This window comes from Planctomycetia bacterium (genome assembly GCA_021413845.1).
GTDB lineage: Bacteria > Planctomycetota > Planctomycetia > Pirellulales > PNKZ01 > PNKZ01.
This window is the reverse complement of record JAIOPP010000034.1, coordinates 1-16,937: the sequence shown is the minus strand read 5'-3', so window position 1 is coordinate 16,937 and position 16,937 is coordinate 1. Positions and strand designations below refer to the sequence as shown.

The window sequence follows — 16,937 nt, the reverse complement described above, 5'->3', positions numbered from 1 at the left end:
GCGGCGAGATCCGCTCGACGGAAACTACCAAGGACGCGGCATCCCGACATGCTCCGCGCGACGAGCCGCGAGCGTTTCGCGCCGATACTGGGGCAATTCGGCGAGCGGCGGCAGCTCCATACTGTGGCGATTACGATAGCCCCCTTGCTTTCGATCCGTCGGCTTCAGCGGCAGGGCGAAAGCGTCAAGCGTTCGGCCGTCGTCGAGCGTCAAAATTTCGACGGCGATGCGGTCGTCGTAGACGCGCGCGATTCCGTAGTGATGCTCGCCGGCATGAAGCGAGGCAGTGAAGTCGCGTGGCTGGGGAGTCTCGCGCGTCGCCCCTCCTCCGCCGCCGCTCACGATATACGTGAGTCCATCGAGCGGCTTCGTCCGATCGTAGTAATGGTTGTGGCCGGAAACGACTGCGACGGCATCGGTTTTCGTTAGTGCGTCGTGGAGCCATAGCCGGCGCGTCAGCATCGAGGCCGTGTCGCGATCGTCGGCCGTGAATGTCGGGCGATGAAGACAGGCGATCGCCGTACCGGGCTGCCGGTCTAGATGAAACTTGAGGAACTTCGCTTGCTCGCTCCCAGGCGCAAACGAGCGCTCGGAGTTGAGCATAAGGAAGTTCACGCCCCGATGACGAAAGTGGTAGAACGTGTTCGGCAAGTCGGGAAAGTATTGACGAAAGCGTATCGAGCCGTCGTCGGCGTAATCGGTGCGGACGTCGTGGTTGCCGACGACCGGCATCAGGCGCACCCGATGTTTCAATGCCGCGGCGATGAGGCGGTCCCATTCCATGTCACTCGCCGCTTCGTCGACCATGTCTCCCAAGTGCAGCACGAATTCGACGTCGTGCGACTCGAACTTCGCCATCAACGGATCGAGCCGATCGTCGGCCTGTTGCGTATCGCCGACGAAGCCGAACGTCCAGAGCGGCTTGCCGGCCGGCGGAGTCGCGACCGTGAACGGCTCGCCGACCGTCGGCGTGACGACGGCCCAGGCGTAACCGAATGCCGCAATCAGAGTGACGAGAGCGGCGACGAACAGCGGACGACGTTTCAAAATTCGCATCGAATGGACTTCGCAATCGGGTGCCGACGACGGCTCTTGCCGAGGCCGGTGGCAACGAAAGCCGAATCGTATCCGCACGGACTGCGGGAGCGAAGATCAGTCGCCGAGTGCTAGCTGGCACGAACCGCTGATTACGTCCACGTCAGGCGTCGTGGGAGGCGATTGCGGCTTCGACGGTGGGATAGATGTGGAAGAGTTTGTTCAGCCCGACGACGCTCAAGATTTGAGCGACGGTGTTGTGCACGGCGGCCAGCTTGACGTCGCCGCCGAGTTTTCTCATGCGCGAGTGGACTCGCACGAGCATGCCGAGGCCCATGCTGGAAATGTATGTGAGTTGTTCGCAGTTCAAGATGAGCTTCTTACTACCGTCGAGAATCTCTTCGGCCACGCACTTCAACAGATATTCGTAGTTGGTCTCGTCGATCGTGCCGAAGAGCACTACGGCTAAGATGTCGCCGTTCTTGCCGACCTTCTCATATTCGAAGTTGAACATATTCGCTGCACCGGCCAGGAAGAAACATTGTGCGACACTCCCAGAGTAGCGGAGCGCAGCCGTTTACGAAACCAGGACCGGGCTCGAAACTTGAGAAGCCGGCTATCGAACGGGCACGCCCATGAGCTCGACCGCTTTATAGACGGTGCGGGCCTTCGAGAAACCGAGCTTGCGATAGAGCCGCACGGCTCCTTCGTTCTGCGCGGTCACTTCGAGATACGCGCGCTTCAGGCCGGCGCGGCGGAACCCTTCGAGGGCTTTCAACAGAAGGACGCTGCCGAGCCCGTTGCCCCGATGCTCGGGCACGACGCCGAGGTTCTGGATCGCGCCGTAGCCGAAGCGGTCTTCGACCCCTTGCACGGTGCCGCAAAACGTCAGGGCGTCGGTATCGATATCGCCGCGAGCCCAAGGGTCGTTCGCGCCGTCGATGCGAGCGAGCAGCCAAGTCGCGCCGGGAAGGAAGCCGTCTTTGCGGCTGATCTCGGTCATTAGGCGATAACAACCGTCGTAGTCGCCCAGACAGGAAAAGACGTTGGCATCGATCTCATGCCGAAAGCTGAGATACTTCGTCTCGGCATGCGTGGCGATGAGGCCGGCGTTCCACGGCACGAAACGATACGGCGACGGCAGACGATGACGCGCGAAGTCGACCTTGTTGAGGTCGATCTCCATGCGGTAGCGTTTGAAATAGGTCAAGGCCATCGCGACCTTCCTTCCATGCCGACCGCTGGAAAACGAGCGACGTCGCCGCATCGGTGCCGATGCGCAAATCCGACAGCCGTTAATTCTACCCGACGCCTAAAGCGGGTCAAATTTTCACGCCGCACAAACGGAGAAACCCGATTTTCGCCCGATTTCGCTCGCGGCGAGGCCGCCGAGCCTCGGTTGCACGCCCTGCGTTAAGCTCTACGCATCGGCGGTCGACGCGGTTCGGCAAAGATTTTTTCTTCGCCGCTGCTGCAACCGGCACACGCGGCACGCGAAGCACCGCGACTCCGGCAGACAGATTCGACAAACAGATCCGACGAGCTGTCTGGCTCGCTCCTCACGGCGTTAAGCGATCAGGCTCCGGAGCGTGCGCAAGTTGACGACGTCCATCTCTTCGCCGTCGCGCTCTTCTTTGTTGGTTTCCAAATACATCGGAATCTTTTTGAAGCGCGGGTCATTCAGCAGATGGCGAAACGGCTCGAGCCCGAGCATCCCTTCGCCGATGTGCTCATGCCGGTCGACGCGCGAGCCGAGTCCTTTCTTACTGTCGTTCAAGTGGAAGGCTCGAATCAGCTTCGTGCCGATGGCTTGATCGAACTTCTTAAACGTGTCGTCGTATTCCTCAGGCGTGCCGAGCGGATAGCCGGCGGCGAAGATATGGCAAGTGTCGACGCAAACGCCGACCCGCTCGGCATGCTTGATCCCAGCGAGAATCTCGGCCAGATGCTCGAACTTATTGCCGAGGTTGGTCCCCTGCCCGGCCGTGGTTTCCAACAGACATTGGGCTTTGACGTCCGTCGTCTGCGCGTGGACTTCGTCGAGCGCCGCGATAATGCGCTTCAGCCCGACCGCTTCGCTCGTCGAGGTATACGAACCGGGATGCGTGACGACGTAGGGAATGCCGAGTTGATCGGCCCGACGAAGCTCGACGACGAATGCGTCGATCGACTTGCGCCAGAGTTCGTCATCGGGAGCGGCGAGGTTGATGAGGTACGAATCGTGCGAGATCGGGTGCGTGATCTTCAAGTTCGCGAGCGCATCCCGAAACGCCTTCGCCTCGGCCTCGCTGATCTCTTTGGCCCGCCATTGGTTGTTGTTCTTCGTGAACAGCTGCACGCAATCCATCGCGCAATGCGCGGCAGCTTCTACGGATTTGTAGTATCCGCCGGCAATCGACATGTGGGCACCGAGAATCGACACGCATGGACTCCGCGAGGGTTTCGACAGACGGACGCGAACGCCGGCGGGATGCCTACCCGCACGGAGCCATGAATATAGCGAGTGCCGGTCGCCTCGGCAGCCCTGGCCGCATTCGGCGCGAGATAAACGCCGGGCAGCTCTCGCCGAGAGAAACGCTGCGCTAAGCGAGCAATTCGCGGATCGGTTCGCCGTGGGCGAGGACCGGGAAAGGGCGGCCGAGCGAGTCGTGAAGAACTTCGCTGGTCGAGACCCCGAGCTGATGGTAGATCGTCGCGAGCACGTCGTTGAAGTGGATCGGCCGATCGAGCGGAACGTCGCCGGCGCGAGTACTTGCCCCGACCACGACTCCCTTTTTCAAGCCGCCGCCGGCGAGCATCACCGAGCAAACCTTGGCCCAATGGTCGCGGCCTCCTTGGGCATTGATTTGCGGCGTGCGACCGAACTCGCCGAACATGGCGACGAGCGTCGTATCGAGCAGCCCGCGGGCTTCGAGATCGTCGAGCAGCGCGCTCACGGCCCGTTCCATCGGCGGCAGCAACGTATTCTTCATCATGCCGAAGTTGTCGACATGCGTATCCCAATCCTGGCCGTGCGCTTGGTTGAGCGTAAGGTTGACGAGCGTGAACGGCACGCCCGACTCGGCAAGGCGGCGGGCGAGAATCGTTTGCTGGCCCCACAGATGGTTGCCGTAGCGCTCACGGTCGGCGGCGCTTTCCCTGCTCAAGTCGAAAGCCGCGCCCGCGGCGTCGCCGGCGAGCATGTCGTACGCGCGACGATGGTAGCGATCGAGCGAGGCGATCGGCTGCGACCAGCGGGCTCGTTGGTCGATCGCGTTGAGCAGCGACAGCCGCTGTTCGAGACGTGCCGAATCGATGCCGGTGCTTAAGCGTAGATCGCGCGGCGGCTCGTAGATGCCCGTCGACGTGTCGGGAGGCAAGCCGGCGAAGAGCGGTTCGTAGGTCGAGCCCAGGAGGCCGGCCGTGGCGTAGCGCACGCGAATGCCCAACTGAGCATCGTGCGGGATCGCCACGTAGGGGGGCAAGTCGCGGCTGTTTTCGGTTCTGAGTCGGGCAACCCAGCTACCGATCGAAGGGTTCGTCGTGTTCTTGTTTTTGCCGGCCACATCGGCGCCGGGCATGTCCCAACCGGTGAGGGTCATGTGGATCGCGACCGGATGGCTCGGCGAATCGACATAGACGCTGCGCAGCACGTTGAACTTGTCGGCCCGTGCGGCGAGCATCGGGAGATGTTCGGAGAAGTGCGTGCCGGGAACTTTCGTGGCGATCGAATCGAATTCGCCGCGGTAAGCGCTCGGCGCGAGGGGCTTCGGATCGAAGCTTTCGTAGTGCGACAGGCCACCCTGCAGATAGATGACGATCGCGGCCCGCGCCGGCGACTTGTTCTTGCCGGCGGGCTTGGTCGAGCTATCTCGGGCTTGGAGAACCTTGGGCACCAGCAACGAGGCGGCCGCAGCACCTCCGCCGCGCAGCCATTGCCGCCGGTGGAACGCTGCTTCGGTGTTGAATCCCATATTCGTCATCAGGGCGGGTGGAGCGGAGGCAGGGGGAATCAGGGGAGCGGCAGGCGGGGCGTAGCAGGACTCTTATCATAACGGGTCGGGCTTTCGCCGGCACTATCTTTTCCTATCGGCTCGTTCCTCCATCAGCCCCGCTCCAAGCCGATCGGGGCTCGGAATATCGGGCATGCGGGAATTTTACCGCGTTGCGAGGTAGGATGCGGAGATGAATGACGAACAAAAAGTAGTGAAACGAGCTAGCGCGAAGCGCCGCATCATCGACGGTTTGCTTGTATCGGCTGTCTCAATCGTGGCGATCTTCATATACCCGATCGGACTAATCGGCATGCTAGGAGACCATCTCGTCCTGTCCGTGCTTGGAATTGCCTTTTGGGTGGGCATTGCCATCGCGGCGTATGGAGTGATCCGTCTTCTTTGGCTACGCCGAGCAATTTCAAAGTAAACTACAACCGAATATCGGCGTTTTTTGAATATTCCAAGGGATCGTTTAGCATTTTCCGGGATTTAGCCGCCGGCTGCGCTATCAAGCTGCCTTCGGCCGGCGAAGGGCCTAACCTTTGCCGAAGCGGACGTGATGCACGTAAGCCGGCGGGACGTTCGGCCAAATGCGGTCGCGATGGATCTCGCCGCGCGCGAGCATGCCGTCCATCGCTCGGCCGATGCCGCGCAAGCGTTCGCGGCCGGGAGCATCGCTCACGACGGCGCGCATCTTGCGTATGCCGATGTACTCGAAAAACGAGAGGGTGCCGCTCGGCTTCAAAAGCCGCTCGAAGAGCCCGAGAATGTGCTCGACTTCGGCGACGTTGAAGTTGTTGAGCGGCAGGCCCGAGATGATGAGGTCGTAGGAAACGTCGTGCGGCAATTCTTCGATCGGATGATGAAAGATGCGCACCTGATCCGCGACGTCGCAAAACGGCGACTCATCGACGAGCCGCTCTCGCAGCATCGCGACGAACGAAGGGTTCAGCTCACAAAGATCGAGCGCATCGCCGGCGCGCAGGGCCGAGGCGATGTGCCGCGTGACCGCGCCGGTGCCGGGCCCGACTTCGAGAATGCGGAAGCATGCGGATCCGCCACCGACGGAGGCAGCGAGATCGACGGAAGCGGCCGAAGCAGCGACGGCTACCGGCTGACGCTCGCGCACGAAGCGCGCGAGCGCGCGGCCGAGGCATGCGCCGCTCGGCATCACTGCGCCGGTGTGTTTGAAGTTCGTGCGATACTCGCGCAGGAACGTACGGATCTCCGACCACCAATTCTTCATGCTCGGACATTCCTTACGTTACGAGCCGCCTCTTCGCACCGCCTACGCACACCGACCGTCCGTCGCTATCTTCTCGAAGCCGTTACTTTTCCGGCACGATCGCGCTAAGCATGCGGGCCACGAGCGCCGTCCAACCCGTCTGATGGCTGGCTCCCATACCGCGTCCCGTCTCGCCGTGAAAGTATTCGTAAAACGGAATGTGATCGCGCCACTCGGGACTCTTCTGAAACAGTTCTACGTCGCCGAACACGGCTCGTCGGCCGCCGGCCTTTTCGTCGCGCAGAAATAGCGAACACATCCGCCGGGAGAGCTCCTTCGCTGCATCCTGCAAGTTCATCCAGACGCCCGAGTAGCGCGGCGATTCCACTTTCAGCGTGTCGCCGAAGTAGTGATGGTACTTCTCAAGCGACTCGATCATCAAGTAGTTGACCGGGAACCAAATCGGCCCGCGCCAGTTGGAATTGCCCCCGAACATATCGCTGCGCGACTCGCCGGGCTCGTAATCGACTCGGATTTGTTCGGTGCCGTTCTTAAACACGAACGGTTCCGTCGCCATCTGATGCGACAAGGAACGGAGCCCGAACTCGGAGAGGAATTGCGAAGGATCGAACATGCGCGGCAAGATCCGTTCGAGCTTGTAGCGATCGACGATCGTGAGCAGAAGCCGGCCGTTCTCGCCCGGTTCGGTAAGCGAAGCGACCGCGGCGGTGAGCTTCGGGCGGTACTTGATGAACCACTCCATGCGGCGACGAAAGTTCGGCAGCATCTCCAAGAGATCCGGCTCGATCGTTTCGACGGCGAATAGCGGAATGAGCCCGACGAACGACCGCAATTTCAGCGGCACGGCCGTGCCTTCGGGAAGGTGCAGCTTGTCGTAAAAGAAGCCGTCTTCCGCGTCCCACAAGCCCTGCTCTTCGATCGGGGCGTTGATCGCGTTGGCGATGTAGATGAAGTGCTCGAAGAACTTCGTGGCGATGCTCTCGTAAGCCGGCCGGGTGCGCGCGAGCTCGAGCGCAATGGCGAGCATGTTCAGACAGTACATTCCCATCCAAGCGGTGCCGTCGGCTTGCTCGATGTAGCGCCCGGCAAGCAACGAGCTCCGATCGAACACCCCGATATTATCGAGCCCGAGGAAACCCCCTTCGAACACGTTGGCCCCGTCGCGATCTTTGCGATTGACCCACCAGGTGAAGTTCAACAGCAGCTTTTGAAACACCTCTTCGAGCCAGCGCGTATCGGCTTCGCCCGTGATGTTGCGCGAGATTTTATAGACGCGCCAACAGGCCCAGGCATGGACCGGCGGATTGACGTCGGAGAAGTTCCACTCGTAGGCCGGCATCTGGCCGTTGGGATGCATATACCATTCGCGCAGCATCAGCATGAGTTGCCGTTTCGCGAACTTGGGATCGATCTGCGCCAGCGGCAAGCAGTGGTACGCCAAGTCCCAAGCGGCGTACCACGGATACTCCCATTTGTCCGGCATCGAAATGATGTCGAGGTTGTACATGTGCCGCCACTGGTGGTTGCGCATGTGCTCGGCCGACTCGGGCGAGCGCGGACCGACGGGATCGCCGTCGAGCCAGAGTTCGACGCTGTAGTGGTAGAACTGCTTCGTCCACAACAGCCCGGCATACGCCTGCCGCTCGACGCGCTTTTGATCGGCATCGAGCCCGGGGCAACCGACGGCATCGTAAAACGCATCGGCTTCGTTGCGGCGGGCATCGAAGACGGCATCGAAATCGGCGAACGGAGCGTCGACTTGCCGCGGCGATAACCGCGTTTGCACCACATACTTCCCGCCTGGCGGCAACACGACTTGAAAATGCGCCGCCGCTTTCGTTCCCTTGCGAGCCGGGTTCAACGCTTCGAGCTTGCCGCGACAAACGGCTTCGTGAAACGCATCCTTCACATACGGCATCGCGTTCTTTTTGCCGTAGAGCCGCTGCCGATTCGTGTCGTTTTCGGTGAACATGAGCCGCATCGGAGCGCTGCCGTCTTGCCCCGACGCGGGCGGACCGGCAGGCATGGTCGGCGCATCGACGTACCACCAGCGCTTGCCGAGATGCCGATGCTCGGTCTCGGCGACCCGTTCGCCGATCGCGCGGATCGTCGGGCGGGTGCTGTCGTATCCCCACGACCAAGTATTGCGATACCAGAGTTGCGGCAAGATATGAAGCGGCGCGGCCTCGGGCCCGCGATTCTCGACCGTGATCCGACAGAGCACGTCTTCTTCATCGGCCTTCGCATACTCGACCGTGACGTCGAAGTAGCGGTTCGTCTTGAAGGTGTCGCCGAGCAAGTCGAGCAGTTCGACTTCGGGCTTGTCGCGCCCTTGCTTCCGATTCGCGTCGACGAGCTTCGCATACGGATACTCGACCTGCGGATACTTGTACAGATATTTCATGTACGAGTGGGTCGGCACGTTATCGAGGTAGAAGTAGTACTCCTTCACATCCTCGCCGTGGTTCCCCTCGGGCCCAGTCAGGCCGAAGAGGCGCTCTTTGAGGATCGGATCTTTGCCGTTCCACAAGCCGAGCGCCATGCAGATGTTTTGGTAACGATTGCAAACGCCGGCGAGTCCATCTTCGTTCCAACGATAGGCGCGGCTGCGCGCATGGTCGTGCGGAAACGATTCCCAGGCGCGGCCGTCTTCGCTGTAATCTTCACGAACGGTCCCCCAAGCGCGCTCCGCGACGTACGGCCCCCACTGCTTCCAATCGACGGCCCGCGAATCGTGCTCGGCAAGGCGATTGTGTTCTTTGGTGAAGTTGTTCGGCATGATGCTCAAGCAGGGAGTGGGAATCGCGCAGCGACGAAGCCGGTCGACGGATTGTGTAGCAAAGTAAAACCGCGGCCGACCTCGCCGGAACCAATCGTTTTAGCCTACGCCGCAACGATTTGCGAGTGTGCGACGAGGACGACGCGCCCCTTTACGCGCGGCCCGCGCTCGCGGAAACTCAATTCTTCGGAAAACTCTCGCTCGCTTACCACCGCCGTAATTCGCAACCGCGAATCCATTCCTATGCCGCTCCCGCATCGTCGCCTTGGAAATACCGATCTCTTCGTCTCGCCGATCGCGATGGGCTGCTGGCCAATCGCGGGAATGACGAGCCTGAATGTTACTGAAGAAAACAGCTTGGCAACTCTGGCCGCGGCGCTCGATGCAGGAATCAATTTTCTCGATACCGCCTATTGCTACGGGGCGCACGGCGAAAGCGAGACGCTGATTCGTCGCGCGCTGGGAACGCGCCGCGAGGAAGTCGTGATCGCTACGAAAGGGGGCATCTATTGGGATGCCGACGGCAAGCAAGCGAAAGACGGCAGCCCTCGAGCGCTACGCCGAAATTGCGAAAAAAGCCTAAGCCGGCTCGGGACCGATCGCGTTGAGCTGCTCTATCTGCACTCCCCCGACCCCGGCACGCCGATCGAGGAATCGGCCGGCGAGTTGCGGCGCTTAATGGAAGAGGGAAAGACACGCGCGGTGGGGGTCTCGAATGTTTCCCTCGCGCAGTTGCAAGCGTTTACGTCGGTCTGTCCGGTCGCGGCGGTGCAGCCGCACTACAACATGCTGCAGCGCGAGATCGAAGCCGAGGTGCGGCCGTGGTGCCTGGAGCACGACGTCGCCCTCTGCGTCTACTGGCCGCTCATGAAAGGCTTGCTCGCCGGCAAGCTCGGGCGCGAGCATGTGTTTGCTCCCGGCGACGGCCGGCCGAAGTACCCGATGTTTCGCGGCGACGAGTTCGCCAAGACACACGACTTTCTCGATGAGCTCCGACCGATCGCCGCCAGGCACGGCCGGACGTTATCGGAACTCGTCCTCGCGTGGACGATCGCCCAGCCGGGCATCACGGTCGCGCTCGTCGGAGCGAAGCGCCCGGATCAGATTCTCGAAAACGCCGGCGCACTCGACTTCGAATTGTCGAAAAGCGATCTGGCGGAAATCGACGCGGCGATCGCAAGACGCGGCCCGGCAGCTTCACGATCTGCAGTGTGATCGACAGCTCCCTCTCCCGCCGGGAGAGGGCCGGGGTGAGGGGCTGAATTACATAACCACATCGCAACTCCATTCGCTCCACCCCTCATCCGGCGACTTCGTCGCCACCTTCTCCCGCCGGGGAGAAGGGTTTAAGCGACCCATTCCGGTTTCGTCAGGATCTCTTTCACCACGCGCGCCGTCGGCGTGTCGATCAGCGAGTTCGGGCCGCTCGGGCGTGTGAAGTTCAGCTTCTGCGGGTCGAGGCCGAGCAAGTGCATCAGCGTGGCGAGGTATTCGTTGTGCGAGACGGGATCTTGCACGGCATGATGGCCGAAGTCGTCGGTCGCGCCGTGCACATGCCCGCCGCGCACGCCGCCGCCGGCCATCCACATGCTGAATCCGTAAGTGTTGTGATCGCGGCCGATGTTCTTTTCGTTTTGAATCACGGGTAGGCGCCCCATTTCGCCTCCCCACTGCACCAGAGTCGTTTCCAGCAAGCCCCGGCTCTTGAGATCTTTCACAAGCGCCGCCGAGGGAACGTCGACCCGTTTGCAAACGGCCGGCAATCGCTTCACGATGGCGTTGTGGTTGTCCCAATGCTGGTTGCCCGTACAGATCTGCACGAAGCGAACGCCTCGCTCGACGAGCCGCCTGGCGATGAGGCAACGCGAGCCGAAGTCGCGAGTCTCGGGTTGGTCGAGCCCGTAGAGCTTGTGCATCGCCGCCGACTCTTGCGAAAGATCGAGCGCCTCTTTCGCGGCGACTTGCATCCGTGCCGCGAGCTCGTAGCCGGCGATGCGGGCGGCGAGATCGTGTTCTCCCGGTCGCTCGGCGAAGTGCTCGCGATTCAAGCGATCTAAATACGACAAGAACTTTTCTTGCGGCACGCCTGCGAGATGCGGCGGGGGATCGAGGTTCAAGATCCGCGGCTCTTGCGGACGAATGACGGTTCCCTGATAGATCGCCGGCAGGTATCCGTTGGCCCAATTGTTGATCCCGTCGACCGGCACCCCTTCCGGATCGGTGAGCACGAGGTAGGCCGGAAGCTCGCGATTTTCCGTACCGAGGCCATAGGCACACCACGACCCAAGCGATGGCCGGCCCGGCTGAATGCCGCCGGAGTTTAAGGCCCGCATGCCGGCGGCATGGTTGTTTACGCCGGTCCTCATCGAACGAATGAGCGTGATATCGTCGACCACTTCGGCGAGGCCCGGCAGAAGCTCACTGAGCTCCATGCCGCACCGACCATGCTTGCGGAACTTCCACGGCGACGCAAACAGCTTAGCGCTCGCTTCGGGCGGATTGTCGAACTTCAACTCACCGGAGTATTTTTCGAGATGCCGCTTTTGCAACTCCGGCTTAGGGTCGCAAAGATCGACATGGCTCGGTCCTCCTTGCATGAAGAGCGAGATCATCGCCGTCGCTTGCGGCGCATGGCGAGGAGCTTTCGGAGCGACATCGAACGTCGGTCGGACAAGTGCCGGCTTGGCGGGCTCGGCCAGTGCGCGCTCCTGTTCGACGAGCCACGCGAGCGCAACGCCGCCGATCCCCATCGCTTGCGAAGCGAGGAAGTGACGGCGCGACGATTGCGATTGCGTGTCGTTATTCATGGCTTAATCCACGTACAAGAAACCATTGGCGCTGAGCAACGCTTGGCAATACGAGGCGAGAGCCCGTTCGCTTGGGCTCGGCACTCGAACCGGCTCGACGACGGGAGCCGGCTTCGCTCCCGCCTTGGGTGCCGCGGCAGCGGCGATCGAGAACTGCGAGAGCTGCGCTTTCACGAAGGCGACCGCTTCCTGCAATTGAGCATTGGTCGGCGCCACGCCGAATGCTGCGAGCCAGCCGAACTTCACTTGCGCCGCGAGGTCGTCGGGAGCGGCCGTCTGCAAACGTCGGGCGAAGACTTCGGACTGCGTGACGATGAATTCGTTGTTCATGAAAAGCAGCGATTGCGGAGCAACCGTCGACACGGCGCGGACCTCGCAATTGGGGGTCATCGTCGGAGCGTCGAACGTCTCCAACATCCCGAGCGGAAGCGTGCGACGAACTTGAATGTAGATGCTACGGCGATAGGCTTCGTCGCCGATCGAATTTTGCTTTCCCTTGAAGCGCCCCGCACCGTCTCGATTGTCGATGCCGAGAATCACTTGGCCGATTTCATCCGGTGTCACAGGAACAGCCGGGCCGAATGCTTTACGATTCAAGCTTCCCGACACGCTGAGGACGCAATCGCGCAGGATCTCGGCCTCGAGCCGGCGAACGTTCATCCGGCCGAGCAGGCGATTATCGGGATCGACCGCATCGAGGGCCGGCGAGTGGGCCGAGGACTGCCGATACGCAGCCGAAAGGAGCATCGTCCGGTGCAGCGACTTCAACCGCCAACCGCCGGCCATGAATTCCGACGCGAGCCAATCGAGCAAATCGGGGTGGGTCGGGCGTTCGCCGGCAAAACCGAAATCGGCCGGCGAGGCAACGATGCCTCGCCCGAAATGGTGCATCCAAAAGCGATTCACCAACACGCGCGCCGTGAGCGGATGCCGGCCGTCGACGAGATGCCGAGCATAGGCTAATCGCCGACCGGTCGACGCAATTGCAGGATTCTTTTCAGGGATCGCGCCGGAGTTTTCCTCGCTCAGTACCGAGAGCTCGCGCGGCTTCAGCGATTGCCGCGGCGCGTTGTGATCGCCGCGAAAAAAAAGGAACGTCGCGGGGATATTGCCGGGCTGCTCGGTGAGGGCGTGGACGAATTCTTCCGTCGGGCGTTCGCCTTTCTTCACGACGATCCGATCATCGTAGATCTTATCGAACGCGCGCAACCGCTTCACATCGAAGAGGAGGACGGAGCCGGGATGCACATCGGCTGCTGGGTACTCGGCGAATAGTTTCTTTTGCTCGGGCGTTCGCTTTCCGGCCGGCACCGCGTGTGCCGCACGAAGCGCGCTACGCACCCCTTCCGGCACTTTCGCGACTTCGATTTCGAAATACTCCGCCACGATCTTCTTGAGTTCCGCGGCGCGCTCGCTGTTGATCGCCGCGATCTCGGCGTCGATCTTCGCGGCGAGGTCGCGTTCTGCGGCAGTCATCAAGGGAACGAGGCGGCTCTGCGGAGCGCGCCAATTCTTGACGTCGTATGCCGGCTCGAAGATCGCGCGAAGGCGATAGTAATCGGCCTGCGAGATCGGATCGTAACGATGATTGTGGCACTGGGCGCAACCGACCGAGAGGCCCAACAGCGAAGTCGAAGCGATCTTGATCGTCTCGGCGACGACATCGTTGCGGGCCAGGGCTTGATCGACGGACGTGTCGGCCGTACCGTCGGGCCCCATCCGTAAAAAGCCCGTTGCGACGAGCTTTTCCAACTCGGCCGGAGTGCGCTCGGCGTACGGCGGCGCAATCAACTCATCGCCGGCAAGCTGCTCGACGATGAACTCGTTCCAAGGCTTGTCGGCGTTGAAGGCTCGAATCACGTAGTCGCGATACTTGTAGGCATACTTGCGCACCGGATCGAGCGGGGTGTAACCGTCGCTATCGGCGTAGCCGGCGACGTCGAGCCAATGCCGGCCCCAGCGCTCGCCGTAGTGCGGCGAGGCGAGCAACCGATCGACGAGCGCTTCGTAAGCGGTCGGGCTTTCGTCGGCGACGAACGCGGCAACCTCTGCGGGCGTCGGCGGCAGGCCGATTAAGTCGAAATACAAGCGACGAATGAGCGTGCGGCGATCGGCTTCGGCAGAGAACGAGAGGCCGTTGCGCGCCAGTTCGGTCAGCAGAAACGCATCGATCGGAGTACGGACTTTTGATTTTGCGGTAGATGCGATCGCAGGCACGGCGGGACGGTGAATCGGACGGAAGGACCAGAAGTTGCGATCTTCATCCGTGATCTCGGAGACTTGCTGCGGCTCCGGTTTGGCGGTTCGGGCACCGGCGTCGATCCAGCGGGCGACGGTTGCGAGTTCCTGTGCGGAAAGTTTCTTTTCGCCGGGAGGCATTTCGCCGGCGGCGAGTCGTTCGTAGAGCAGACTTTTTTTGTGATCACCGGCGATCAGAGCGATGCCCGACTCGCCTCCTTTTTTCAGCAGGCGCACTAGGCGGATGTCGAGCCCACCTTGAACGTCGTCTTCTTCGCCATGACATTGAAAGCAATGGGCTTTGAAGATCGGCCGAACGGACGTCTCAAAAAACAATTCGCCGGCCACTCCCGACTGCTTCGCAGAAGTTGCGGCGACTAGTTTTTCCGCCGGCGCAGCGGCCGAGACGAAGGAGACTTCGGCGCAAAGCACAACGACCGAAATCGCGGCCGAGAAAAAAATCGCGATTGCCGCGGCTTGGGCTGCGCGAAATGTTTTCCTTGCGCGAAACATCGGCAAAAAAACTCCGACCCAAAAAGGCAGGGGGCAACGGAAGAGGCAAGAACGGACTAGGCGGGGTTCGGCGAGGAGCTTGCTAAGGAGGGGTCGCAAGCCCTTCTAATATCGCAATGGACGGGAAAGATAGCAACACAGGACGGGAATACGCTGTTTAATCGGCAAATTCCGCGAGGCGGTTTGACGACGCGAAATCGTGAGCTATCCTTTCGCGGCACTCGGAGTGCCCAGACAAAACCTTAAAGTCGACTCGGCCTGGGCCTGCTCGCGGCCTCAAGGCTTCTCTCGGGTTTCGTCGGTTGGCTCTCAGCATAACCTCGGTGCCGAGTGAGGATCTGATGCATCGATGGGCGCATGGCGGCGCATGGGGCGCTGCCGCACTACTGATCGGCACGTGCTCGTTCTGCAAGGGAACGGAACCGCCGAGCTTTGCGCCGACTGGAATCTCTTCGAGCGGCCGAAATTATTCCAGCGGTGCCGCGGTCCCTTTCGCATCACCCAGCGTTTCATCCAGCGCAGGGATGACCCCGATCGGTTCGACGACGCGAGCGATCGAGATCGTGCCGACGCCGATCGTGCCGTATGCTTCGGTCCTCTCGCAGCAGGGACAACTCTTTTCGCCGACGACGGTCGCGAACATTCCTTACGCGCCGCATGTGCTGCCCGCCACGACGATCGACCTCACGCCGACCGATTCGGGCACGACGAAAGTGCTGAAAATTCTCGACGCCGGCCGGTTGGTGCCGGTGAATCTGCCTGGCCTAGAAAATGGGACGAAAGAAAAGCCGCTGAAGGCCGTTCCCGCTGCGCTCGAAAAGCCCGTTGTGGTCGAAAAGAAGATGGCGAGCGCTCAAGCTGAGGCGAAGCCGACTCCGGCGGTGGCAACGCCGCTGGAATTAGGATCGGTCGCGAAGAAGATCGCCGAGGGTGAAACGAGCGAAACGAAAACGGCTCTTGAGTCGGCACCTAAGAAACCTGCGGTTGTCGAAGGGCAGGCGAAGATCGTGCCGCTACCGCCTGTGGAGCGCGAGGAGCCGAGCCGAGAGGCAGTGCCACAGAAGGCCATGCCGCTGAAGACGGCACCACAGAAGGCAACGCCGCTGAATCTGCCGCAGCCGCCGATCCCGCTCGAATATCCCAAGACGGGGCTTTAAACGAGCCGCCGCGAACATGCGGTAGGCGAACGCTTACTTCTACTTCGCAGCGACTTTTTTCTTCGCGCCGGCGCTCTTCACGCCCGCGAATCCTCGTTGCGCGTTCAGGCAGGTATGCCGAAAGCCTTCGAGGTGCGGGATGCCGTCGATACGGAACGTTTCGACCTTGCCTTTGTAGAAGACGAGGTTGCCGCAGGGATACCACTCTTGGCCCGGCGCGACGACGACCTCGATCGTGTCGAAGTTGTCGAGCGAAACTTCCTTCTCGACACGCGCAATGAAGCCTCGCTCGACGACGATCCGGCGATTCGTCAATCGGTAGCGAAGACAGGCCCAAGGAGTGAGGGCCAGGAAAAACAGGAGCAAGGCCTGCGGGATGCTCGCCAGCGCGATCAGGTTGCCGACGGTGAGGACGTTGCCGATGCCGGCTTTAATGCCGTAGAGTCGCCCTAGGAGTTGACCGAAAGGAGTGCGTCCCATCGAGGGCCACACGGTCATGATGGTCGACTCGGCGCCTCCCACAGGACTGACGCCGGAAATGGCTTGTTTCATCGGGTTTCCGAGTGCTGGAAGCGAAGTTCGCTGGTGAATTTGAACACTTTAACAAAGGAGTGCGGAGCGCGGAAGTGGCGCTCCGACGAGTCGCTCGCGATTCGCAGCACGACGCAGCGGTTGAAAGCTCGCGATGCTCTCGAACTCAGCGACGAGTCTACGGTGGTCGGGACTCTCTCAGAGCAAAAGCGAGTTGAGAGATGCGCATAAAAAAACCCACCAGGGCGGCTCAGCCCTGGTGGGTTTCGTCAATGCAATATGGTAGATGTCGGAGTCTTACGACTTCGGCTGATTTCAAGTATCCGGTACGGAACGCTCCACAGTTTTGTTTCCAGTCGCTGATTATCCGAACCATTGCTGGTTCAATCAGGACTATAGGAAAAAAATCCTTAGAAAGGAGGTGATCCAGCCGCAGGTTCCCCTACGGCTACCTTGTTACGACTTAGTCCCAATCACGGAGTTCATCTTAGGCGCTTACCCCCTTACGGTTGGCACGGCGATTTCGGATGCCCCCCACTTTCGTGGCTTGACGGGCGGTGTGTACAAGGCTCAGGAACACATTCACCGCGGTATGCTGACCCGCGATTACTAGCGATTCCGGCTTCATGCAGGCGAGTTGCAGCCTGCAATCCGAAC

At 61.1% G+C, this 16,937-nt stretch carries 13 protein-coding genes and 1 rRNA gene; 3 read left to right on the top strand and 11 right to left on the bottom strand.

Annotated features, from left to right (window positions below):
* Positions 1-24: 24 nt before the first annotated feature.
* The 5 genes from K8U03_07240 to K8U03_07220 all read right to left on the bottom strand — a co-directional run bounded on the left by K8U03_07240 (position 25) and on the right by K8U03_07220 (position 4,988).
* On the bottom strand, positions 25-1,056 hold the full coding sequence (locus K8U03_07240) for a metallophosphoesterase (GenBank protein ID MCE9604683.1): 1,032 nt from the start codon (positions 1,054-1,056) through the stop codon (positions 25-27).
* Between the two features lie 142 nt (positions 1,057-1,198).
* Positions 1,199-1,549 (bottom strand): STAS domain-containing protein, encoded by a 351-nt coding sequence (locus K8U03_07235; protein MCE9604682.1) that lies wholly within the window; start codon positions 1,547-1,549, stop codon positions 1,199-1,201.
* A gap of 102 nt (positions 1,550-1,651) precedes the next feature.
* Positions 1,652-2,251, bottom strand: coding sequence for a GNAT family N-acetyltransferase (locus K8U03_07230; protein ID MCE9604681.1), 600 nt, complete (start codon positions 2,249-2,251; stop codon positions 1,652-1,654).
* A 351-nt stretch (positions 2,252-2,602) separates the two neighbouring features.
* Positions 2,603-3,436 carry a deoxyribonuclease IV gene (locus K8U03_07225; GenBank protein MCE9604680.1) on the bottom strand — a complete coding sequence of 278 codons (834 nt, stop codon included), beginning with the start codon at positions 3,434-3,436 and terminating at the stop codon, positions 2,603-2,605.
* A 181-nt stretch (positions 3,437-3,617) separates the two neighbouring features.
* Complete coding sequence (locus K8U03_07220; GenBank protein MCE9604679.1) at positions 3,618-4,988, bottom strand: DUF1501 domain-containing protein; 1,371 nt, start codon at positions 4,986-4,988, stop codon at positions 3,618-3,620.
* 211 nt (positions 4,989-5,199) lie between these two features.
* Between K8U03_07220 and K8U03_07215 the strand changes: the two genes are divergently transcribed.
* Positions 5,200-5,436 carry a hypothetical protein gene (locus K8U03_07215; protein ID MCE9604678.1) on the top strand — a complete coding sequence of 79 codons (237 nt, stop codon included), beginning with the start codon at positions 5,200-5,202 and terminating at the stop codon, positions 5,434-5,436.
* 108 nt (positions 5,437-5,544) lie between these two features.
* Here K8U03_07215 and K8U03_07210 read toward each other — a convergent pair whose 3' ends face one another.
* Together K8U03_07210 and K8U03_07205 are read right to left on the bottom strand one after the other, a co-directional pair.
* Entirely contained in the window at positions 5,545-6,255 is a 711-nt protein-coding gene (locus K8U03_07210; GenBank protein MCE9604677.1) for a methyltransferase domain-containing protein, read from the bottom strand.
* An 82-nt stretch (positions 6,256-6,337) separates the two neighbouring features.
* Positions 6,338-9,034: a glucosidase gene (locus K8U03_07205; GenBank protein MCE9604676.1), complete on the bottom strand. Its 2,697-nt coding sequence runs from the start codon at positions 9,032-9,034 to the stop codon at positions 6,338-6,340.
* A 243-nt stretch (positions 9,035-9,277) separates the two neighbouring features.
* On the opposite strand from K8U03_07205, the gene K8U03_07200 reads away from it, so the two are divergent.
* Positions 9,278-10,249, top strand: coding sequence for an aldo/keto reductase (locus tag K8U03_07200; protein MCE9604675.1), 972 nt, complete (start codon positions 9,278-9,280; stop codon positions 10,247-10,249).
* A 131-nt stretch (positions 10,250-10,380) separates the two neighbouring features.
* On the opposite strand, the gene K8U03_07195 is transcribed toward K8U03_07200, so the two are convergent.
* Both K8U03_07195 and K8U03_07190 read right to left on the bottom strand, forming a co-directional pair.
* Positions 10,381-11,841, bottom strand: coding sequence for a DUF1501 domain-containing protein (locus K8U03_07195; GenBank protein MCE9604674.1), 1,461 nt, complete (start codon positions 11,839-11,841; stop codon positions 10,381-10,383).
* A 3-nt stretch (positions 11,842-11,844) separates the two neighbouring features.
* Complete coding sequence (locus K8U03_07190; protein ID MCE9604673.1) at positions 11,845-14,592, bottom strand: DUF1549 domain-containing protein; 2,748 nt, start codon at positions 14,590-14,592, stop codon at positions 11,845-11,847.
* A 524-nt stretch (positions 14,593-15,116) separates the two neighbouring features.
* Here K8U03_07190 and K8U03_07185 point away from each other — a divergent pair.
* The gene (locus tag K8U03_07185) at positions 15,117-15,749 is read left to right on the top strand and encodes a hypothetical protein (protein MCE9604672.1); all 633 of its coding nucleotides are present in this window, start codon (positions 15,117-15,119) and stop codon (positions 15,747-15,749) included.
* Positions 15,750-15,788: 39 nt separating this feature from the next.
* On the opposite strand, the gene K8U03_07180 is transcribed toward K8U03_07185, so the two are convergent.
* Positions 15,789-16,301, bottom strand: coding sequence for a PH domain-containing protein (locus K8U03_07180; protein ID MCE9604671.1), 513 nt, complete (start codon positions 16,299-16,301; stop codon positions 15,789-15,791).
* 393 nt (positions 16,302-16,694) lie between these two features.
* A 16S ribosomal RNA gene (locus tag K8U03_07175) occupies positions 16,695-16,937 on the bottom strand; the annotation flags it as partial.

Excerpts from the sequence above, each read along its gene's own strand:
- K8U03_07200 (MCE9604675.1), top strand. The coding sequence starts at position 9,278 with ATGCCGCTCCCGCATCGTCGCCTTGGAAATACCGATCTCTTCGTCTCG.
- K8U03_07220 (MCE9604679.1), bottom strand. The coding sequence starts at position 4,988 with ATGGGATTCAACACCGAAGCAGCGTTCCACCGGCGGCAATGGCTGCGC.
- K8U03_07225 (MCE9604680.1), bottom strand. The coding sequence starts at position 3,436 with ATGTCGATTGCCGGCGGATACTACAAATCCGTAGAAGCTGCCGCGCAT.
- K8U03_07230 (MCE9604681.1), bottom strand. The coding sequence starts at position 2,251 with ATGGCCTTGACCTATTTCAAACGCTACCGCATGGAGATCGACCTCAAC.
- K8U03_07235 (MCE9604682.1), bottom strand. The coding sequence starts at position 1,549 with ATGTTCAACTTCGAATATGAGAAGGTCGGCAAGAACGGCGACATCTTA.
- K8U03_07215 (MCE9604678.1), top strand. The coding sequence starts at position 5,200 with ATGAATGACGAACAAAAAGTAGTGAAACGAGCTAGCGCGAAGCGCCGC.
- K8U03_07185 (MCE9604672.1), top strand. The coding sequence starts at position 15,117 with ATGACCCCGATCGGTTCGACGACGCGAGCGATCGAGATCGTGCCGACG.
- K8U03_07205 (MCE9604676.1), bottom strand. The coding sequence starts at position 9,034 with ATGCCGAACAACTTCACCAAAGAACACAATCGCCTTGCCGAGCACGAT.
- K8U03_07190 (MCE9604673.1), bottom strand. The coding sequence starts at position 14,592 with ATGTTTCGCGCAAGGAAAACATTTCGCGCAGCCCAAGCCGCGGCAATC.
- K8U03_07195 (MCE9604674.1), bottom strand. The coding sequence starts at position 11,841 with ATGAATAACGACACGCAATCGCAATCGTCGCGCCGTCACTTCCTCGCT.
- K8U03_07240 (MCE9604683.1), bottom strand. The coding sequence starts at position 1,056 with ATGCGAATTTTGAAACGTCGTCCGCTGTTCGTCGCCGCTCTCGTCACT.
- K8U03_07180 (MCE9604671.1), bottom strand. The coding sequence starts at position 16,301 with ATGAAACAAGCCATTTCCGGCGTCAGTCCTGTGGGAGGCGCCGAGTCG.
- K8U03_07210 (MCE9604677.1), bottom strand. The coding sequence starts at position 6,255 with ATGAAGAATTGGTGGTCGGAGATCCGTACGTTCCTGCGCGAGTATCGC.